This window comes from Arthrobacter sp. PM3, assembly GCF_003352915.1.
In the GTDB taxonomy this organism is placed as follows: Bacteria; Actinomycetota; Actinomycetes; order Actinomycetales; family Micrococcaceae; genus Arthrobacter.
Genome location: NZ_CP022314.1, coordinates 2,094,108 through 2,113,438, shown reverse-complemented (window position 1 = coordinate 2,113,438; position 19,331 = coordinate 2,094,108). Strand labels below are relative to the sequence as shown.

The window sequence follows — 19,331 nt, the reverse complement described above, 5'->3', positions numbered from 1 at the left end:
CGCGGTCAGCGCCGGCACCCCAACCGGGTACCGGCGCTGACCGCTTCATGCGTCTAGGGACGCAGCTACTTCTTGTGGACCAGGTAGATGGCCCCGGTTGTGACGTCCTCTTCGAGGGCCTCAAGGGTCCGGCCGCGGGTCTCCGGCACCTGGGTGATGACGAAGACCAGCGCCACAACGTTGATAACCGCGAAGAGGAAGAACGAGCCCGTGATGCCCACGGCGGCCACGAGCGAGGGGAAAAACAGCGAGAGGAAGCCGTTCGTGATCCACAGGACGAACACCGAGATACCGATGCCGATGCCGCGCATGTGCAGCGGGAACACCTCGGAGAGGTAGACCCAGACGGCGATGTTCAGGAACAGCTGAACGGAGCCGACAAACACGACGACGAGTGCCAGGATGACGAAGGGACGCGCGGGGTTGCCGGCCGGAAGCGCCATCGATGCGACGCCGATGAGCAGGTGCGAGACTGCCGTCAGGGCCAGCCCGAAGATGAAGGTCTTGCGCCGGTCGATGCGGTCCATGAGGACCAGGGCGATGGAGCCGGCGATGACGGCGATGACACCGGGAGCGATGTTGGCGACGAGGGCGCCGCTCTCGCTGAAACCTGACTCGACGAGCACGGTCTGGCCGTAGTACATGATCGAGTTGATGCCGGTGAGCTGCTGGGCCATGCCCAGGCCGATGGCAACGAGCAGAATACGGAGCAGGTTCCTGTTGGAGAAGATCGCACGCCAGCCGATCTGGCGGCTTTCCTGCTCCTCCTGGGCGACGTGCTCGACGTCGGCCAGCTCGGCGGCCGCGCGGTCTTCCGTGCGGACCGTGCGCAGTACGGCCAGGGCCTCGTCGTGGCGGCCCTTTTCGACCAGCCAGCGGGGCGATTCCGGCATTCTCAGCATGCCGAAGAACAGGGCAATCGCGGGCAGGGCGCAGATGGCGAACATGACGCGCCAGACGCCGTCGATGTGCCCGAAGAGGCTGCCAATGACCGCGTTGACGACGAAGGCCGCCAGCTGGCCGATGACGATCGCGAGCTCGTTCCGGCCCGCCAGGGAGCCGCGGATTTCGTACGGGGCGATCTCGGCCAGGAACACCGGGACCACGGTGGAGGCGCCGCCGACCGCGAGGCCAAGGAGGACCCTGCCGACCACGAGGGTCTCGAAGTTCGGCGTGAAGACCACCGCAACAGTGCCTGCGAAGAACAGTACGGCGAGCAGGATGATGGACTTCCGGCGGCCCCAGCCGTCCGAGAGGCGTCCGCCGATGAGCGCCCCGAACGCGGCTGCGAAAACGAGGGAACTCGTCACGAGGCCTTCGGTCATCGCCGTGAGACCGAGTTCGGCGGACATCGGGCGGAGGGCGCCGTTGATGACGCCGGTATCGTAGCCGAACAGCAAGCCGCCGAACGTGGCAACCAGGGCGACAAGGCCAAGGCGGCGGCGGTGCGGGCCGTCGCTCAGTGGCGGTAGTGAGGTTGTGCCGCGGAGAGTTGCGGTTTCCATGGGACTCCTTTGTCTACTGGCGCGGACCGCTCGTGACCCGCATCACAAGACTAACACGCGAAAGTGCATATGTCAGGTCAAACTAACAATAGAGTAATTGATGACCGTTTGAGCCGACCAAGGGGCCCGGCAGGCCTGATCGCCGGTCGGGACAGCAGCATGTCAGGTATAAAAGACTTTATGTTGTCGGGCCCCATGTGGCAGTTCAGGCGGAGCGGGTGACCCGCCCGGCTGCGGGACGGCCTCACTCGATCACCCAGGCGGATGTCGCGCGCGAGGTCGGCGTGTCCCGGACCCTGGTGTCGTTTGCCTTCCGCGGCGCGCCCGGCGTGAGCGAGGAAACGAAGCAGGCGATTTTCGACGCGGCCAAAATTCTGGGCTACCGGCACAATGCGGCCGCGGCGGACCTGGCAAGGAAGCAGCCCTCCACCATCGGCCTCTTCCTTCTCGACCTCAGCAACGAGGTCTATGTGGACATTTTCAGCGGTGTGCGCGAGTCGCTCTCCCCCGCGAAGAAGCGCCTCATCCTCAGCGTCTCCCGCTCCAGGGGCAGCATCGACCCGGATTCGGTGGGTTCGCTGATCGAGGCGCGGGTCGGCGTCGTCATCGCGGCGACGCTCCTCGAGCCCGACGCGCAGGTCCAGGAACTCGCCCGCAGCGTGCCCCTCGTCAGCGTCACACGGCGCGTGGACGGCGTGGACAGCGTCTATTCAGACAACGTTGCGGGCACGCAGGCCGCTGTGGAACATCTGCTCAGGCTCGGACACACCCGCATTGCCCACGTGACCGGCCCCGCCCACCAGGGCCACGAGGACCGCCGGCAGACCTACGAGAGCGTCATGCGCCAAGCCGGCCTCGTGCCGCAGGTGGTCTTTGCGCAGGATTACACCCAGGAAGCGGCAAGCGAGGCCTCGGACCGGCTCTTCGGACCATGGGACCGGCCGACCGCTGTCTTTGCGCATAACGACGAGATGGCGCTGGGCGTCCGGGAGAACGCCGTCGTCCACGGTCTGGAAGTTCCCCGGGATCTCTCCCTCGTCGGTTACGACAACTCAAGAATCGCCAGGCTTCACGGCATCGACCTGACCTCGGTGGATCTCCATGCCCTCGAGCTTGGACGGACCGCGGGCATCACCGCGCTCGATCGGCTCGCCAACCCGGGCGGTCCCGCCGTCGACCGCAAGCTCGGGTCGCGCCTGGTGGTGCGCGGCTCGACGGCGGCAGCCACGTAGCTAACGCGCTGCCCCGTCCTGCATGCCCCCGTGCCGGCCGTCGTCGTCGTGGGCGGCTTCCGGGTTTGCAGCCAGCCGGGCATGAAGCTGCTCGATCTGCGCCGTGAGGCGGGCAAGCTCCTCGCTGGTTGAGACCTCACTGGGTTTGATCCGTGCAGCGGTCGCCGCGCTCACGCTTTCGACGAGCCAGGACGAGACGGCCGCGGTGACCATGCTCAACACGGCGAAGCCGCCGACCATCAGGGCCGCCGCAGCCCAGCGGCCGGGCACCGTCACCGGGTAGTAGTCGCCATAGCCGATCGTCGTGATCGTGACCGTCGCCCACCACAGCGAATCACCCATAGTGGTGATGTTCGCGTTCGGGGCGCTCTTCTCTGAACTGAGGACACTCAAGGCGACGGTATAGATGAGGATCAGGGCGGAGGCGATGACGTAGGCCATGACGCGCGTCCTGATGGCCAGCCCCGGCGACCGTGCCATGACCTGGCGCAGGGTGAAGGGACGCAGGAGCCGCAACGGCCGCGCGACCGGCACCACCACCATGAGCAGGTCCATCGGATGGCGAACGAACCACCGTCCCCGGTGGGGTGCGAGAGCCAGTTTCACAAGATAGTCGAGCCCAAAAACTATCCAGGTCAACCACATGACCCAGTTCAGGATCGCGGCGTAAGGCGCCGGCGGTTCGTAAATCACCAGGATGGAGTAGGCCGCCAGGAAGAGAAAGGCCGCGCCGACGAGGGGCCATTCGGAGTACTTTCGCCACGTCTCTTGGGTCATGGCTGAATGGTAGGACTTTGCTGCCCGGATGTCCTTACGGAAATGGCGATCCCGGCCTTTTCGCACCGGTGACATCCGGCCCCCGGCGGCGGTACATTAAGGCTCTGAGGTGCCGGCCCGCGCTGGGCTTGACCGGCCACGATGCCAGAATCGGCGGAGGCGAAAAGGTCATGGTGGATCAGCAGGGCAAATCCGGAACCGGACGCAGGAACCGGCACGAGGACCCGGCGCACAGCCGCGGCCTCGCCAGCGAACTCGGAACCATCGAACAGAACATCCTGGTGCGGATCGAAGACTTCAACGACCCGCGCCAGGAATGGCGGCGCCTGTTCTCGGAACTGTACGGCACCTTCCTGCTGGTCATTGTGGCAGCCGGCGGCGGGATGATGAGTCAGGCGTTCCCCGGAGTCATCAGCCGCACGGCGGCCGTGGTGTCTCCCGGGCTGATGGTGCTGGGGATCATTCTGTTCATGGGCAAGGTCTCGGGGGCGCATCTGAACCCCGCGGTCAGCATCGCGTTCGCGCTCCGCGGCGACTTCCCGTGGTGGCGCGTGCCGGGCTACATCGCCACCCAGCTCCTCGGAGCGACCCTCGCCTGCCTGCTGCTGCAGTCCGTCATCGGCGTCTCGGCCTCGTACGGCTCCAACTATCCCGCAACGAATTATTCCGCGGGAGCGGCATTCTGGATGGAGGCCCTGCTGACCCTGGGGCTGGTCAGTGTCATTCTCGGAACAGCGTCCGGCGCCCAGAACGTCGGGCTGCTGGGAGCCTTCGGGGTTGGCGGCTACATTGCCCTGGCCGGCCTGTGGGGCAGCCCCATCTCCGGCACGTCGATGAATCCCGCCCGCACATTCGGACCTGATCTGGTCAGCGGCAACTTCAGCGACTACTGGGTGTATGTCGCCGGGCCGCTGGTGGGCGCAGCTGTCGCGGTCGGTCTCGCGTTCGTCTTGCGCGGCCCAGGCGGCGGGCAGTCCGGTTCCGGGGCCGCGCAGGGAGCGCTCTTCACGGAAGCCGCAACCAAGGATCAGCCCTGACCCCCGCCGCCCAACTTTTGCTTCCTACCCCCGCACGATCACCACGTCCAGGGTCCGCGGGCCATGGACGCCCTCGACGCGTTCGAGTTCGATGTCGCTCGTGGCGCTGGGGCCGCTGATCCAGGTCTGCGGGCGGGCGGCGTCGAGCCGGCGCAGGGCCTCCGGCAGGATCGCGGTGATGTCGCCGGCCCGGACGATGCAGATGTGCCGGTCCGGGACGAGGCTAATGACGCGGCGGCCCTGGTCGGGGCCGGCGTCGAGGATGATGGTGCCGGTTTCGGCGACCGCCACAGCGCTGCCGGTGACGACGGCGTCCACCGCGTCCAGCTCCTCGACGCTGAGCCGGTGCCCGGGTGCGTCAGTGACGCGGCGGCTGGAACCGCCGTCGAACCCGTCCGCCTCCGCGAACAGCGACTGGTCCAGGCCGTGCGGGACAGCGTAGCGGCCGGTGCCCTCGAGCAGCGCGGCGAGGCGCCGCGGGACCGCGGATGCTTGCTCGACGACGACGTTCGCCTTGTAATCCAAGAGGCGGTCCGTCAGCAGCTCGATGAGCTCTTCCTCGCCCAGCTCGGAGGAGCGCCGGTAGTCGCGCGGGACCTCGGGCACGGACGGGGTGTCCCGCAGGGCCGAGCGGATTCGGCCGAGTATTTCGTCGCGTGCGCTCATGATTCTCCCTCCGGGCCCTCGACCGGCGCTGTGCTTTCTGCAGGACCGGCCGGGGCCCGGTGTTCCTTGTCCCACCATTGCCGGAAGGACTGACCGGGCGGAGCGGGGATGTCCCGGCTCTGTGTCCAGCCGGCGGCGATGCCCGGCAATTTGGTGATTTTGCGGTCCGGGCCGGCGGCAAGCCGGCCCAGGGGCAGCGCCTTCTCCACCAGCCCGAGGTTCCTGCCGGAGGACAGCGCCCAGGAGGCGGCTTTCATGCCGAGGTCCATCTGGCTGGGCAGCTTCTTCTTGCCGCGTTTGCTGTCCACGTCCTCGCCGCGCAGGTGCACCAGGATGTCCGGGATGTTGATCTTCACCGGGCAGGCGTCGTAGCAGGCCCCGCACAGGGACGAGGCATACGGCAGGGAGTTGTTCTCCTCCGCCGTGATCCCGGTCAGCAGCGGGGACAGGATCGCACCGATCGGACCCGGGTAGGTGGAGCCGTAGGCGTGCCCGCCGGTGCGTTCGTAGACCGGGCAGACGTTCATGCAGGCGCTGCAGCGGATGCAGTGCAGGGCCGAGCGGCCCATTTCGTCGGCCAGGGCGGCGCTGCGCCCGTTATCCAGCAGGACCAGGTGCACGTTCTGCGGCCCGTCGTCGGGCGTGACGCCGGTCCACAGCGAGGTGTACGGGTTCATCCGCTCCCCGGTGGAGGAGCGCGGGAGCAGCTGCATGAACACTTCCAGGTCCTCCCAGGACGGCAGCAGCTTCTCCACGCCCATCACGGTGATGAGGGTTTCCGGGAGCGTCAGGCACATGCGCCCGTTGCCTTCGGATTCGACGACGGCGAGGGTGCCGGAGTCGGCGAGGGCGAAGTTCGCGCCGGACACGGCCACCTTGGCGCTGAGGAACTTGCGGCGCAGGTGGGCCCGGGCGGCGGCGGCGAGGCGGGCCGGTTCGTTGGTCAGGTCCGGGTCCACGCCCTCCATTTCGCGCAGGAAGATGTCCCGGACCTGGGTGCGGTTCTTGTGGATGGCCGGGACCAGGATGTGGCTGGGCTTGTCGTGGTCGAGCTGGACGATGAGTTCGGCGAGGTCGGTCTCGAACGCCGCGATCCCCTGGTCCTCGAGGTACTCGTTGAGCCCAATTTCCTGCGTGGCCATGGATTTCACCTTGACCACCTCGTCGGCGCCCTGCTCCCGGATGAGGGACGCGACAATCGCGTTTGCCTCGCCGGCGTCACGGGCCCAGTGGATTTTCCCGCCGCGGGCGGTGAAGTTCGCCTCGAACTTCTCCAAGAGGTCAGGCAGCCGGGCCATGACGGATTCCTTGATTGCCCGGCCGGCCTCGCGCAGCCCTTCCCAGTCGGGGAGTTCGGACACGACAGCCAGCCGCTTGTCCCGGATGGTGCCGGTGGCGTGGCCGAGGTTGGCGCGCAGCTGGGTGTTGCCGAGTTCGCGGTGCGCGGCCTTGGGGAAGGGTTCGTGTTCGTGCAGGTTGCCGGTGCCGAAAACAGGCAGGGACGGCATCCCCAGGAATGTGCCGCTCATCGTGCGGTCCTTCCGGTGGTGAGGCGGACGTCGCCGGTGACGGCGGCGGGATTCTCGAGGGTGCTGGCCAGGATCTCGGCGATGTGCATCGTGGTGACGCCGCTGCCCTGCCGGGACAGTCCGCCGCCGATATGCATCAGGCAGGACGCGTCGCCGCCGGCGCAGAGCTCGGCGCCGGTGCCGCAGATGTTGGCGGTCTTGTCCGCGAGCATTGCCGAGGACACGTCCGCGTTCTTCATCGAGAAGGTGCCGCCGAAGCCACAGCACTGCCCGGCCTCGGGCAGCTCGGCCAGCTCGATCCCGCCCACCGAGCGCAGGAGATCCAGCTGCCGGTCGCCGAGCCGGAGCAGGCGCATGCCGTGGCAGCTGGGGTGGTACGTGATCCGGTGCGGGAAGTAGGAGCCCAGCTGCGCCGCGGCGTCCGTGACGCCCAGGACGTCCACCAGGAGCTGGGACAGCTCGTAGGTCTTCTGCCCGACGGCGGCGGCGCGGGCTTCCAGCCCGGCGTCCCCGCAGCGGCGGGCGACCATAGGGTGCTGGTGCTTCACGGAGGCGACGCAGGAGCCGGACGGTGCGACGGCGGCGTCGTACTCCTGCGCCTCGAAGGCCTTCACATGGTTGGCGACAACCGGCAGCGCCTCTTTGAAGTAGCCGCTGTTGACGTGCATCTGCCCGCAGCAGGCCTGCCCGGCGGGGAAGATGACCTCGTGGCCGAGCCGTTCCAGGATGGACACCGTGGCGCGGGCCGTGCCGGGGTACATGGCGTCCACGATGCATGTGGCAAAAAGTGCGATCCTCACAGGACACCTCCGCTGCTCATGGAGTTGGCGACAGGACGGGCCGCCGGCACGTACTCCGCCGGGTGCTGGGACGCGCGGACCACGGCGCGCAGCTCGGCCAGGCCGCCGCTGAGCACGCCGGCGGCGCGGGCCTGGACCAGGACATTGCCCAGCGCCGTGGCTTCCACGGGGCCGGCCACGACGCGCTTGCCGGTGGCGTCGGCGGTCAGCTGGCACAGCAGCCGGTTCTGGGATCCGCCGCCGACAATGTGCACGACGTCGGCCCGCAGGTCCGCGAGCCGCTCGGCGTCGGCGATGGTCCGGGCATAGCCGGCGGCGAGGCTGTCCAGGATGCACCGCACGATGTGCGCCGGGTGCTCCGGCAGGACGGCCCCGGTGTTGCGGACCGCCGCCCGGATGCGTTCGGGCATGTTGTCGGGGGCGATGAAGTAGGGGTCGTCGGCGTTGATGAGCGGCCCGCCGGGAGGAAGCGCCGCCGCGGCGCTGAGCAGTTCCGCCAGGTCCGGCCGGTAGCCCTCCCCCGCCCACGTGCGCTGGCACTCGCTGAGCAGCCAGAGGCCGCCGACGTTGCGCAGGTAGCGGATGGTGCCGTCCACGCCGCGTTCGTTGGTGAAGTTCGCGGCCCGGCTGGCCTCGGTGAGGACCGGGTGGGACAGTTCGACGCCGACCAGGGACCAGGTGCCGGAGGAGACGTAGGCGAATCTCTCCTCATCGCCTCCGGAGCCGGCGGGCACGGCGGCCACGGCCGAGGCGGTGTCGTGCGAGCCCACGGCCACGACGGCGGTGCTGGCGGGCAGCCCGAGCCGGTCCGCGATCTCCGGGGTGAGGGTGCCGACGGTTTCGCCGGGCTGGACGAGCGGGGGGAAGAGGTTCTTCGGCAGGCCCAAGGCGGCCAGGAATTCCGTGGCCCACTCCCCCGCGACGGCGTCGAACAGCCCGGTGGTGGAGGCGTTGGTGGCCTCCGTCCCGCGGACGCCCGTGAGCAGGAACGCGATGAGGTCCGGGATGAGCAGCGCCTGCAGTCCCTCGAGGTTCCGCTCGGTGGCGAGCTGGTAGATCGTGTTGAACGGCAGGAACTGCAGCCCCGTGGTGGCGTAGAGCCGGGCCTCGTCGAGCCGCCCGTGGACGCGGGCGACGGCGGCGCGGCTTCGGTCGTCGCGGTAGCTGAAGGGCGCGGCGGTGAGCTCGCCGGCGGCGTTGACCAGGCCGTAGTCCACGGCCCAGGTGTCGATCCCGATACTGGTGATGCTCTCCCCGCAGGCCGCGGCCGCCGTGGCGGCGGCCGCGAGCCCGGTGAGGACCTCGGCGAACAGCGCGTCGAAATCCCAGCGGAGCCCGCCGTCGAGCTCCTTGACCCCGTTGGGGAAGCGGTGCACCGTCTCCAGCTCCGCTTTCTTCCCGCCATTATTGTCCGTGACCCGGCCCAGAATGACCCGGCCGGAGGACGCGCCAATATCGACCGCGGCGAAAACACTGCCGGCAAAGAGACTGCCGGCCGGCGCTGAGGTTTCGGCACTCATCGCAGGAAGGCCGCGGCCACGCCGGCGTCGACGGGGATGTGGAGCCCGGTGGTGTGCGAGAGCTCCGCGCCGGTGAGCACGGAGGCGGCGTTGGCGACGTTCTCGGGCAGGACTTCGCGTTTGAGCAGGGTGCGCTGGGCGTAGTACTTGCCCAGTTCCTCTTCCTGCACGCCGTAGACGGCGGCGCGCTTGGCGCCCCAGCCGCCGGCGAAGATCCCGGAGCCGCGGACGACGCCGTCGGGGTTGATGCCGTTGACCCGGATTCCGAATTCGCCCAGTTCGGCGGCGAGGAGCCGGACCTGGTGGGCCTGGTCTGCCTTGGTGGCGGAGTAGGCGATGTTGTTCGGGCCGGCGAAGACGGAGTTCTTGGAGGAGATGTAGATGATGTCCCCGCCCATGTCCTGGCCGATCATCACCTGTGCGGCGGCCTTGGCCACCAGGAACGAGCCCTTGGCCATGACGTTGTGCTGGAGGTCCCAGTCCTTCTCCGTGGTTTCCAGCAGCGGCTTGGAGATGGAGAGCCCGGCGTTGTTGACCACCAGGTCCAGTCCGCCGAAGGCGAGGACGGCTTCGGCGATGGCCGCGGCGATCTGGGACTCGTCGGTGACGTCGGCCTGGACGCCGATCGCGACGTCGGCGCCGCCAAGTTCCTCGGCCACCTTTTGGGCGTTCTCCAGGTTGAGGTCGGCGATGACCACGCAGGCGCCGTCGGCGGCGAAGCGGGTGGCGATCGCCTTGCCGATGCCCGACGCCGCCCCGGTCACCAGGGCGATGCGGCCGGCGTGGGATTTCGGCTTGGGCAGCCGGGCCAGTTTGGCTTCTTCCAGGGCCCAGTATTCGATCCGGAATTTCTCGGCTTCCTCGATCGGGGCGTACGTGGAGACGGCCTCGGCGCCGCGCATGACGTTGATGGCGTTGAGGTAGAACTCTCCGGCGACCCGGGCGGTCTGCTTGTTCGCCCCGAAGGAGAACATGCCCACCCCCGGGACCAGCACGATCGCCGGGTCTGCGCCGCGCAGGGCGGGGCTGTCCGGCGTCGCGTGCCGGTCGTAGTACGCCTGGTAGTCCTCGCGGTAGGCGGCGTGGAGTTCCTTGAGCCGGGCCACGGAGTCCTCGATCGGGGCGCCGGCGGGCAGGTCCAGGACCAGGGGCTTGACCTTGGTGCGCAGGAAGTGGTCCGGGCAGGACGTGCCCAGGGCACCCAGGCGCGGGTGTTCGGCGGACTCGAGGAATTCCAGGACGGCGGGGGCGTCGCTGAAGTGCCCCAGCTGCGGCTTGTCCGTGGAGGCCAGGCCGCGGATCACGGGGGCCAGGGCGGCGGCCTTGGCGCGGCGCCCGGCTTCCGGGAGGGCGGCGTAGCCGGGCAGTTTCGGGCCGAAGGGTTCGGCCTTGCCGTTCTGCCTGATGTAGGTTTCGGCCTGCTCGATGATCCACAGCGAGTTGGCTTCGGCTTCCTCGCTGGTGGCGCCCCAGGCGGTGATGCCGTGGCCGCCGAGGATGGTGCCGACGGCGTGCGGGTTCGCGTCCTTGATCGCGGCGATGTCCAGGCCCAGCTGGAAGCCCGGGCGCCGCCACGGCACCCACGCCACCTTTTCGCCGAAGATTTCCTTGGTGAGGGCCTCGCCGTCGGCCGCGGTGGCCAGGGCGATCCCCGAGTCCGGGTGCAGGTGGTCCACGTGCGCGGCGTCCACCAGGCCGTGCATCGCGGTGTCGATCGACGGCGCCGCCCCGCCCTTGCCATGCAGGCAGTAGTCGAACGCGGCCACCATTTCGTCTTCACGGTCGACGCCGGGGTACACGTTCTTCAGCGCCTGCAGCCGGTCCAGCCGCAGCACGGCGAGGTTTTCGGCCGTCAGCGTGCCGAGGTCGCCGCCGGAGCCCTTGACCCAGAGGAGTTCGACGTCCTCGCCGGTGACCGGGTCCGTCGCGGTGCCCTTGGCGGAGGTGTTGCCGCCGGCGAAGTTGGTGTTCCGCTTGTCCGCGCCGAGGCGGTTGGAGCGGGCAATCAGGCCTTCAACAGTCTTGTTCGTTGTGTCTGTGTTCTGCATATTCATGCCTAGGCGCCCCATCCGGCTTGCTGGCCGCCGACGCGGTCCTCGTTGATCTTCTTCTGGTAGCCGCTGGCCTTGAACGCGGCCAGCGGGTCCGCGGGCAGGCCGCGGGATTCACGCCACTGCGCCAGGGCCGGGCGGACATCGGTGTAGAAGGCATCGTTGAAGATGCCGTTGGCGGCCAGGACATCGCCGGACCGCTGGGCTTCGGCCAGGGCGTCCGTGTCGACCAGCAGGGCGCGGGCCGTCATTTCCTGGACGTTGAGCACCGAGCGGATCTGGCCGGGGATCTTCTCCTCCAGGTTGTGGCACTGGTCCAGCATCAGCGCGACAGCGGAATTCCCTTCAGGGTCCTTGCCGAAGCCGCCGCCGCGGATGACCTCGTGCATGATGCGGAAGAGCTGGAAAGGATCGGCCGCGCCGACAATCAGGTCATCGTCGGCGTAGAAGCGGGAGTTGAAGTCGAAGGAACCGAGCTTGCCCAGGCGCAGCAGCTGCATGACGATGAACTCGATGTTGGTGCCCGGGGCGTGGTGGCCGGTGTCCAGGCACACCATCGCCTTCTCGCCCAGGGCCAGGGTCTGCGCGTAGGACGTGCCCCAGTCCGGGACGTCGGTGTGGTAGAAAGCCGGCTCGAAGAACTTGTACTCCAGCACCAGGCGCTGCTCATCACCCAACGCCGCGTAAATCTCCTGCAGGGACTCGGCCAGGCGGTCCTGCCGGCCGCGCATGTCGTCCTGCCCCGGGTAGTTGGTGCCGTCCGCGAGCCAGATCTTCAGGTCGCGGGAGCCGGTGGCGTGCATGATCTCGAGGCACTCGAGGTGGTGGTCGATCGCGCGGCGGCGGACTGCGGCGTCGGAGGACGTCAGGGAGCCGAACTTGTACTCGTCATCCTGGAAGGTGTTGGAGTTGATGGTGCCCAGCCCCACGCCCAGATCCGCAGCGTATTCCTTCAGGGCCGCGTAGTCATCCACCTTGTCCCACGGGATGTGCAGGGCCACCGTGGGCGCCAGGCCGGTCAGCTCGTGGACCTTCGCCGCGTCGGCCAGCTTCTCCTGCACGGTACGCGGGGTGCCGGGGGTGCCGAACACCTTGAAGCGGGTCCCGGAGTTGCCATAGGCCCAGGAGGGGACCTCGATGGCGAGTTCCCCGAGGCGGCCCAGGGCCGATTCTGTGGTGTTCATGATTGTTCCTTTTGCGGTTGATGGTTGTCCCCGGGGGCGTTGGCCGCGGACAACTGGTCCTCGAGATTGAAGATTTCGGTGAGCTGGACGAAGCCCTGGTCCGGTGCGCCGGCGAGATCCTCGAAGAAACCGGCCATGTCGGCCTGCCAGCGGGCATTGACGTCCGTGGCTGCCATCCGGGCCTGGGCACCGGTCAGGCTTTGCGTTTCGAAGTAGCCGATCAGGAGCCCGTCGGGCCGGAGGAAGAGTGAGTAGTTGTCCCAGCCGGAGGCCTTGAGAGCCCGAAGCATCTCGGGCCAGACGGCGGCGTGCCGGCGGGTGTATTCCCCGATCAGGGCGGGTTTGACCTGTAACTGGAAGCAGACGCGTTGCGTGGTCATGAGAGCACCACGTGGCGGTGTTCGATACCCAGCAGCGATGCGGCGGCCTTGATGTCGGCAGCCCGGTGTCCCACGCAGAGAGCCCAGTGGTGGCCGATTCCGGTCTGGCTCCACTGGTCCACCCAGAGCCCTGGGTCCCCGCCGAAGTCCACCCGGGACGTCGTATTGCCGATCTGCAGGAGGGGGCCGGGAACCACTGCCCCCTCGGACGTGACGAAGACGTAGCTTCCGTCCGGGTCCTGGCCGAGGCCGAAGGTGGTGACCGGTCCGTGGCGCACATCGAATTCGACCGAGACGCCCCAGCCGCGCTTGCCGTGGTAGACGCCGAGTCCGCGCAGCAGCGGGTCCTGGGCGGATACGGCCAGGTGTGCGGGACCATCGTGTCCCATTTCGACCACGTTGTCGAGGAAGTTCAGGGCCTGGATTTCGGTGAAGGATCCCCCGGCGCCGATCGCCTGGGCGGCCAGCATGGCGATGGAGGTCCGTAGCTCGAATTCGCCGGCCATCGGGATGCCCCGTGCCGTCAGGATGGAGGAGCCCAGGATCATCCCGGCGCCCAGTCGTTCGTGCTGTTCACCGGCCAGTCCGCGGTGGTAGTAGGCCACGGAGTCGAGGTCGAAGTCCTGCACGAGGCGGTCCAGGCCCACCGATACCTTCGCGCCCCACGCAAAGTCGTCGTCGTTCACGGAGCCGTCCACAACGAAAAGTTCGCGGGCAAGCTCCAGCCGTTCCGCGACCTCCGCCTCCGTCACGGCGTTGACCCGTTCGCGGAGGTCATCGAATTCGAGCACCTCCACGTGGGAGCCGAAGGTGGTGGATACGGTGGTGAGGTCCGTGGCGACATCCAGCATGCCGGGATAAAGATGGCCCATGAGCCCGTGCCGGCCATTGCGGAGCCGGGCGCGGACGCCGGCGGCATGGACCCACGCGGTGATGCGCTCCCAAGCGGACTCCTGTTTGAGGTGCCCGGAGACGGAGCGGAAGTCGATCCCGGCCCGGCGGAAGACGTTGGCGACCTCCGGCACCGGGCACTGGCCGCAGTAGGCCAGCCATTTACCGGTGTCAAAGTTGGCGTGGTCCATCGCTTCGGTCGGCTGCAGGTCGATCACCAGGACCGGGGTCTTCGCGCGCTGGGCGATCGGCAGGACCATGGAGGACGTCAGGTACGTGGTGAGGAAAATGACGATGAGGTCGCAGTCGGCGACGCGCAGCTTTTCGCCGGCGTGCGCGGCTTCCTGGGCATCAGAGATGAAGCCGGTGTCGATGACTTCGGCGTCGAGCCGCTGGAAGCGGCCGGTGACGTAGCGCACGGAGTCCTGCAGCTGAGGCAGCAAGTCCGGGAACTGCGGCCAGTACGCGCCGAGCCCGCCGGAGACCAGCCCGATGCGGGTGGGGCGGCGCCGATGCGGTTGCAGCAGCCGGTCTGCCGGTTGTTTCTGGTTCATGTGAGGGGCCTTCCGGCAGGGAAAAGGGAATCGGGGCTCCGGAATGTGGTTTCCGGGCACGGCTGTGGAGCAGGCGCCGTGGTCCCGGTGCTGTGGCACCGGTGGAGTGGAGAGAAGTGCAGTGATGAGTCGAGGTGCCGGGCGGGCTGTCGGGCCCGCCCGGCCGCTCGGAGGGTCAGAAACGGATCAGAAGTTGTACTTGTCGATGTTCTCGGCGTTGAAGACGGTCGGCGGCCCGACGATCACGAGACCTCCCTTTTCGATCTTGCGTTCGCCAAGCTCGCCGGCGGTGAAGGTGTCCCCTTCGGCGCCGCTGATCTTGCCTTCCTGGAGGGCTTTGCCGGCGAATGCCGCAACGTAGCCGAGCTGTGCCGGATCCCAGAGGGCGAACTCCTTGACGGTTCCGTCCTTCACGAAGGGGCGCATTTCATTCGGCAGTCCCAGCCCGGTCAGGGCAACCTTGCCCTTGTAGGCCGAAGTTGAGAGATAACGGGCGGTGGCTGCGATGCCTACGGTGGTCGGGGAAATGATGCCCTTCAGGTTCGGGTGGGCCTGCATGAGTCCCTGAGCTTCCTGGAAGGACTTGGTGTCGTTGTCATCGCCGTAGACCTTGGCGACCAGCTTGATGTCCTTGTATGCGGGGTTGGAGGCGAGCTCCTCCTCCATGTATTTGATCCACTCGTTCTGGTTGGTGGCATTGGCGGTGGCGGACAGGATCGCGATCTCGCCGCTGCCCCCGATCTGCTCGGAGATCAGCTTGGTCTGGATCAGGGCGACGTCCTTGGCGACGACCTGGCTGATGAAGACGTCGCGGCAGTCAGGGTTGGTGTCGGAATCGAACGCGACAATCTTGGCTCCGGCGGACCGGGCCTCGCCGAGGGCCGTGCAGACGGCGTCGGGGTCATTGGCGGCAATCACGATGACGTTGGTGCCGGCCTGCGTTTCGGCGTTGATGAAGGAAACCTGGCTGGAGGCGGAAGCTTCCAGCGGTCCGACCACCTGGGAGGACGCGAATCCTGCCTCCGTGGCGCCCTTCTTGCCGCCGCCCAAGACGACATCCGTGTACGGGTTGTTCAGCTGCTTCGGGATGAAAGTGATCTTTTGGTCCCCGCCCCCTGCCGAGGGGCTGCTGGTGCCATTGGAGGATGCAGAGCCGCTGTTGCAGGCTGTCAGTGCCAGTGCGGCCACGGCGGTGATGGCCACCATGCTCCCGAGTCGGCCGGTCCGGCCTTTGTTCTTGCGGTTCAACATCATTGTTCTTCCCTTTTCGTTCGTGCGGTCGGTACAGCCGGTCCCAGGCGGGCACGGTTTGGGGTGGTGCTGGTGAGCAGATTCAGGTGGTCTTGCGGGTGAAACTTCGGCGGACGCGCCGGGTGTGGCGCCACTGTCTGATGGCGGCGCCGATACTCGGCGCCACCACGGAGACGATCAGCAGCAGACCGGTCACCGTGATGAGGACGACGTCGGACACCCGGGCCAGGCGAAGGGCATAGTTCAGCGTGCCGATCAGCAGGACGCCGGCAATGACCCCAGGAATGGAGCCTTTCCCGCCGAAGATCGACACGCCGCCCAACAAGACAGCGGCGATGACGGCCAGTTCCAGGCCGGAGGCGTTGTCACTCCTGGCGCTCGTGTAGCGCAACGTCCAGTAGATGCCTGCGAGCGCCGAGACGGTACCGGATCCGACGTACAGCCAGAACTTGCTGCGGGCCACGTTGATGCCCACGAAGGAGGCTGCTTCCTTGCTGTACCCCATCGCATAGAGCCCCCGCCCGAACGGTGTGAAGTGCAGCAGCACACCGAAGAAAACCACGACCACGACGACGCCGATCATCACCGTGGGGATGCCGGTTCCGCCGATTTTGGAGGTGAAGAAGGCGGTCAGCGCCTTCGGGAAGTTGGCCACGGCGTTGTCGCCGATGATGACCAGAGCCAGGCCGCGGAACAACGCCAGGGTGCCGATGGTCACTGCCAGGGAGGGCAGGCCCAAGACTGCGATCAGGACGCCGTTGAACATGCCGGCGGCAATTCCCGCCAGCAGGCTGATTGCCAGGACCAGCCAGATGTCCATCCCGCCGGCCCAAAGAACGCCCATCAATGCACTGGTCAGGCCGGCGGTGCTGGCTACGGACAAGTCAATTTCGCCCGTGATGATGATCAGCGTCATCGGCATGGCGATCAACAGGACCGGGATCACGTCCAGGAGCAGGAACCCGGTGGTGACCGGGGAGGCGAAGCGCGGGATCGCGATGGCTGCGTAGATCAGAAAGGCAACCAGTGCGTAGATAGTCATGGCGTCACGGCCGGTGAGGATCCGTGCCGCTCCGGTCCGGCCCTTCGGTTCGCTGGCCAGCGGCTTGGTGCTGTCAGCCACGGGGGCTGGCGCCGTGCTGGTGGTGGAGGTGGTTTCAGACATTGCGAGCCTCGCTAATCCGCAGTTTCTTGGCTGTGCGCAGGCTGGCCACGCGGTCGATGATGATGGCCGTGAGGATCAATACACCTACGATCGCCTGCTGCCAGAATTTGTCCACCCGCAGTGCGGTCAGGGAGCTGGTGATGGTGGTCAGAAGCACGGCGCCGAGCGCCGCCCCGGTCACCGATCCGCTGCCTCCGAAGATGGCCACGCCACCGACAACGGCGGCCGCAACCACGGTCAGTTCCATGCCGGTGCCTGTGGTGGCGCCAACCGAGTTGAAGCGGCTGGCATAGAGGACGCCGGCCAGACCTGCGAGCGCCCCGTTGGCCAGGAAGGCCAGGAATACGCGTTTGGAGACCTTGATGCCAAATGCCGTGGCCGCGTCCGGGTCCGAGCCGATGGCGTACAGGTCACGGCCCGGGCGGGTGCCGGACATGTAGACAGCTACGACCGTTACGACAACGATGGCCAGTAGCGTAATGACGGGGAACCCCAGCACGGTGTTCACCGAGAGGGCACCGAACTCGTCCGGGCGGTCGCCGGCGAAGAATTGCTTGCCGCCGGCCCAAGCGTTGTTCAGGCCCCGGAAGACGTAGAGCGTCCCGAGAGTGATGACCAGCGCGGGAACCTTGGCAGCGGTGACCAGGATGCCGTTGAAGGCGCCCAGCAGCGCCCCGAACGCCATGCCGATCGCAAAGACCGCCATGATTGGCACATCGGGTGCGGCCGAGAAGATGGAGCCGGTTCCGAAAGCGACCAACCCCAGCATGGAGCCGACGGAGAGGTCGATGTTCCGGGTGATGATCAGCAGGGTCTGCCCTACCGCCAGAATCATGATGATAGTGGCGTTGAGCAGCAGATCCTTCACGCCCTGGGGCGTAAGGAACAGCGGATTGATCAGGTACGTGACGAGCACCAGCAGTACCAGTGCGATCAGCACAGGGAGCTCGCGCATCCGCATCAGCGAGGCGACCGCGTTCCCTGGGCCCGCCGCGGGTGCCGGCGTCGGCGCGTTCTTCTGGTCCAGAGCTGAGCTCACAGGGTTCCTCCTCCGGATGACGTTGCGGCGTGCATGACCGATTCGGGATTTGCACCGGCGCGGTCGAGTTCTGCGGTGATCCGGCCTTCCCGCATGACCAGAACCCGGTCCGCCATGCCGAGGACCTCGGGCAGTTCGGAGGAGATCATGAGGATCGCGATCCCGCGACCGGCGAGATCCGAAATGAGACGATGGACCTCGCTCTTCGTGCCGACATCGATACCGCGGGTTGGTTCATCGATGATCAGCAGCCGCGGGTCCGTGGCCAGCCACTTTGCGAGCACCACTTTCTGCTGGTTGCCGCCGGAGAGCGTCGAGACGGCGTGCTCCTGTGAGCCGGTCTTGACCTGTAGCCGTTTACTCCACTCCTGGGCGGCGCGCCGTTCGGCGGCACCGTTGATCAGTCCGGCTGTCGTGTACTTGTTGCGCAGTGTGAGCGTGACGTTGCGCGCGACGGACAGATCCATCACAAGGCCCTGCTTGCGGCGGTCCTCCGGCACAAAGCCCATGCCTGCGCTGATCGCAGCGTGTGGGTCCCGGGACTTGAGGCGGTGACCTTCGAAGCTGATGGCGCCGGAATCGTAGGGATCGATACCGAACACGGCGCGGGCCACCTCGGTGCGGCCGGCGCCCACGAGCCCGGCCAGGGCAACGATTTCCCCGGCACGGACCTCGAAACTGATGTCGCGGAAAACTCCGGCACGGCTGATACCGTCCACTTTCAGGACCACATCGCCGATCTCGGCCGCCATCTTGGGGAACAGGGCGCCGATGTCGCGGCCGACCATCTCGCGAACGATCTGATCCACCGTGACATCGGCCGTCCGGTGGGTAGAGATGTACCGGCCGTCCCGCATGACAGTGATGCGGTCGCACAGGTCAAAGACCTCGTCGAACCGGTGCGAAATGAAGAGAATGCCGGTCCCCCGGTCCCGAAGGCTCCGTGCCACGGCGAACAGCCGGTCAACCTCGACACCGCTGAGGGCAGCCGTTGGCTCGTCCATCACCAGGACTTTGGCGTCCAGCGAAATGGCTTTGGCGATTTCGATGATCTGCTGGTCCGCGATGGACAGCCCTTCGGCGATGCGGGTGGGATCGATAGGGACACCGAGGCGTTCGAAGAGCTTGCTCGCTTCCCTGACCATGATCGCTTTGCTGATGAGTCCGAAGCGGCCCTTGGGCTGGCGGCCGATGAAAATATTCTCCGCGACGCTCAGGTCCGGGAAAAGCGTAGGTTCCTGGTAGATGACGGAGATACCGGCATCCTTGCTGTCGGCAACGTTGCGGAACTGGACGCTTTGGCCGGCCACCTGAAAGTCACCGGAATCCGGGTGGTGCAGGCCTGCGAGGATTTTCACCAGAGTGGACTTGCCGGCGCCGTTCTCACCGACGAGCGCGTGGATTTCACCGGCCTCGATGTGGATGGTTCCATCGGCCAATGCCACCACCGGGCCAAAGGTCTTGGCTGCGTGGGAGAGCGAGAGGACCGGATCCGGCACCCCCTCCGAGGGGCCGGATCGCGAACTGAATGTCTGCTGCATAAATTAACCGCACCTTTGGGGCTCAGTGAACGCTGCAATGAATCGTTTCATAGCCAGCTGTGGCTTGAATCATATGACGTCTAAATTCTGACGTCAACAGTCGTCTGGGATTCATGACACGCATTTTGATTCGTTTCAATGAAAGGGTTCAAAGTGAGCCCTGACGGGTATCCTGAAGAGAGTATTTTGCGTACGCGGCGCGTGCCCCT

At 66.9% G+C, this 19,331-nt stretch carries 16 protein-coding genes; 2 read left to right on the top strand and 14 right to left on the bottom strand.

What is annotated here, in order from left to right:
* Positions 1–65: 65 nt before the first annotated feature.
* Entirely contained in the window at positions 66–1,505 is a 1,440-nt protein-coding gene (locus CFN17_RS09795; RefSeq protein WP_208751201.1) for a sugar porter family MFS transporter, read from the bottom strand.
* Between the two features lie 218 nt (positions 1,506–1,723).
* Here CFN17_RS09795 and CFN17_RS09790 point away from each other — a divergent pair, with 218 nt between their 5' ends.
* Positions 1,724–2,737 (top strand): LacI family DNA-binding transcriptional regulator, encoded by a 1,014-nt coding sequence (locus CFN17_RS09790; protein WP_261792429.1) that lies wholly within the window; start codon positions 1,724–1,726, stop codon positions 2,735–2,737.
* On the opposite strand, the gene CFN17_RS09785 is transcribed toward CFN17_RS09790, so the two are convergent.
* Positions 2,738–3,514 (bottom strand): potassium channel family protein, encoded by a 777-nt coding sequence (locus CFN17_RS09785; protein WP_208751200.1) that lies wholly within the window; start codon positions 3,512–3,514, stop codon positions 2,738–2,740. It lies immediately after the preceding gene.
* Positions 3,515–3,684: 170 nt separating this feature from the next.
* Here CFN17_RS09785 and CFN17_RS09780 point away from each other — a divergent pair, with 170 nt between their 5' ends.
* Positions 3,685–4,551, top strand: coding sequence for an MIP/aquaporin family protein (locus tag CFN17_RS09780; RefSeq protein WP_208751199.1), 867 nt, complete (start codon positions 3,685–3,687; stop codon positions 4,549–4,551).
* 24 nt (positions 4,552–4,575) lie between these two features.
* On the opposite strand, the gene CFN17_RS09775 is transcribed toward CFN17_RS09780, so the two are convergent.
* From CFN17_RS09775 to CFN17_RS09720, 12 genes are all read right to left on the bottom strand, one after another.
* Positions 4,576–5,217 (bottom strand): LUD domain-containing protein, encoded by a 642-nt coding sequence (locus tag CFN17_RS09775; protein WP_208751198.1) that lies wholly within the window; start codon positions 5,215–5,217, stop codon positions 4,576–4,578.
* The gene (locus CFN17_RS09770) at positions 5,214–6,746 is read right to left on the bottom strand and encodes a LutB/LldF family L-lactate oxidation iron-sulfur protein (protein WP_208751197.1); all 1,533 of its coding nucleotides are present in this window, start codon (positions 6,744–6,746) and stop codon (positions 5,214–5,216) included. The genes CFN17_RS09775 and CFN17_RS09770 overlap by 4 nt, the downstream gene beginning before the upstream one ends.
* Positions 6,743–7,546: a (Fe-S)-binding protein gene (locus CFN17_RS09765; protein WP_208751196.1), complete on the bottom strand. Its 804-nt coding sequence runs from the start codon at positions 7,544–7,546 to the stop codon at positions 6,743–6,745. Before CFN17_RS09765 ends, CFN17_RS09770 begins: the two co-directional genes overlap by 4 nt.
* A complete protein-coding gene (locus CFN17_RS09760; RefSeq protein WP_208751195.1) occupies positions 7,543–9,066 on the bottom strand; it encodes a rhamnulokinase family protein in 1,524 nt (507 codons plus the stop codon). Before CFN17_RS09760 ends, CFN17_RS09765 begins: the two co-directional genes overlap by 4 nt.
* The gene (locus tag CFN17_RS09755) at positions 9,063–11,120 is read right to left on the bottom strand and encodes a bifunctional aldolase/short-chain dehydrogenase (RefSeq protein WP_222612666.1); all 2,058 of its coding nucleotides are present in this window, start codon (positions 11,118–11,120) and stop codon (positions 9,063–9,065) included. The genes CFN17_RS09760 and CFN17_RS09755 overlap by 4 nt, the downstream gene beginning before the upstream one ends.
* Positions 11,121–11,122: 2 nt before the next feature.
* Positions 11,123–12,301, bottom strand: a complete 1,179-nt coding sequence (gene rhaI / locus CFN17_RS09750) for an L-rhamnose isomerase (protein ID WP_208751193.1) — start codon at positions 12,299–12,301, stop codon at positions 11,123–11,125.
* On the bottom strand, positions 12,298–12,681 hold the full coding sequence (locus CFN17_RS09745; RefSeq protein ID WP_208751192.1) for an L-rhamnose mutarotase: 384 nt from the start codon (positions 12,679–12,681) through the stop codon (positions 12,298–12,300). Before CFN17_RS09745 ends, rhaI begins: the two co-directional genes overlap by 4 nt.
* On the bottom strand, positions 12,678–14,126 hold the full coding sequence (locus CFN17_RS09740) for an L-fucose/L-arabinose isomerase family protein (RefSeq protein WP_208751191.1): 1,449 nt from the start codon (positions 14,124–14,126) through the stop codon (positions 12,678–12,680). Before CFN17_RS09740 ends, CFN17_RS09745 begins: the two co-directional genes overlap by 4 nt.
* Positions 14,127–14,312: 186 nt before the next feature.
* Positions 14,313–15,380 (bottom strand): rhamnose ABC transporter substrate-binding protein, encoded by a 1,068-nt coding sequence (gene rhaS / locus CFN17_RS09735; protein WP_208751190.1) that lies wholly within the window; start codon positions 15,378–15,380, stop codon positions 14,313–14,315.
* Positions 15,381–15,459: 79 nt separating this feature from the next.
* Positions 15,460–16,542, bottom strand: coding sequence for an ABC transporter permease (locus CFN17_RS09730; protein WP_208751189.1), 1,083 nt, complete (start codon positions 16,540–16,542; stop codon positions 15,460–15,462).
* Positions 16,535–17,581, bottom strand: a complete 1,047-nt coding sequence (locus CFN17_RS09725) for an ABC transporter permease (protein WP_208751188.1) — start codon at positions 17,579–17,581, stop codon at positions 16,535–16,537. The genes CFN17_RS09730 and CFN17_RS09725 overlap by 8 nt, the downstream gene beginning before the upstream one ends.
* Positions 17,578–19,122, bottom strand: coding sequence for a sugar ABC transporter ATP-binding protein (locus CFN17_RS09720; RefSeq protein ID WP_208751187.1), 1,545 nt, complete (start codon positions 19,120–19,122; stop codon positions 17,578–17,580). Before CFN17_RS09720 ends, CFN17_RS09725 begins: the two co-directional genes overlap by 4 nt.
* Positions 19,123–19,331 lie beyond the last annotated feature (209 nt).